A 379-nucleotide genomic window follows, 5' to 3' on the forward strand; every position below is an offset into this window, starting at 1 on the left:
TACTTCTTGCCCTTGATGGTCTTGAACTCGCCTGCATACAGCTTACCATTTCCATCTGCATAGTACCATGCATCCTCGTCATCGTTGTACTTATCGTAGTTCAGATACTCAGCTGCAACTACCTTGAACCAGCCCTTGCTTACGCGGGCACCGTTCTCTACATCCTGGAAGTATCTCCACTCCTGAGCATACTTAGCAGTTACGCCATTGTGGCTTGCAGAACTTGGTGTGCCGTATCCATCCTCGTCATAGCTAGCCATTGTATAAGCATTGCCAGTGATGACGCTGTTAGAAGCGGTCTCATACTTAGCATTGATAGCATCAACGTCAGCAGACCACTCAGCGATCATTGCGCCGTACTCGTCAAATGCATACTTCT

General features: G+C 48.0%; 1 pseudogene. It reads right to left on the minus strand.

The window, feature by feature from the left end:
• Window positions 1-379: pseudogene (locus LIZ87_RS22165) on the minus strand (argininosuccinate lyase); the annotation flags it as partial.

Origin of the sequence: Lacrimispora sp. 210928-DFI.3.58, assembly GCF_020554865.1 — a bacterium.
Lineage (GTDB): Bacteria > Bacillota > Clostridia > Lachnospirales > Lachnospiraceae > Enterocloster.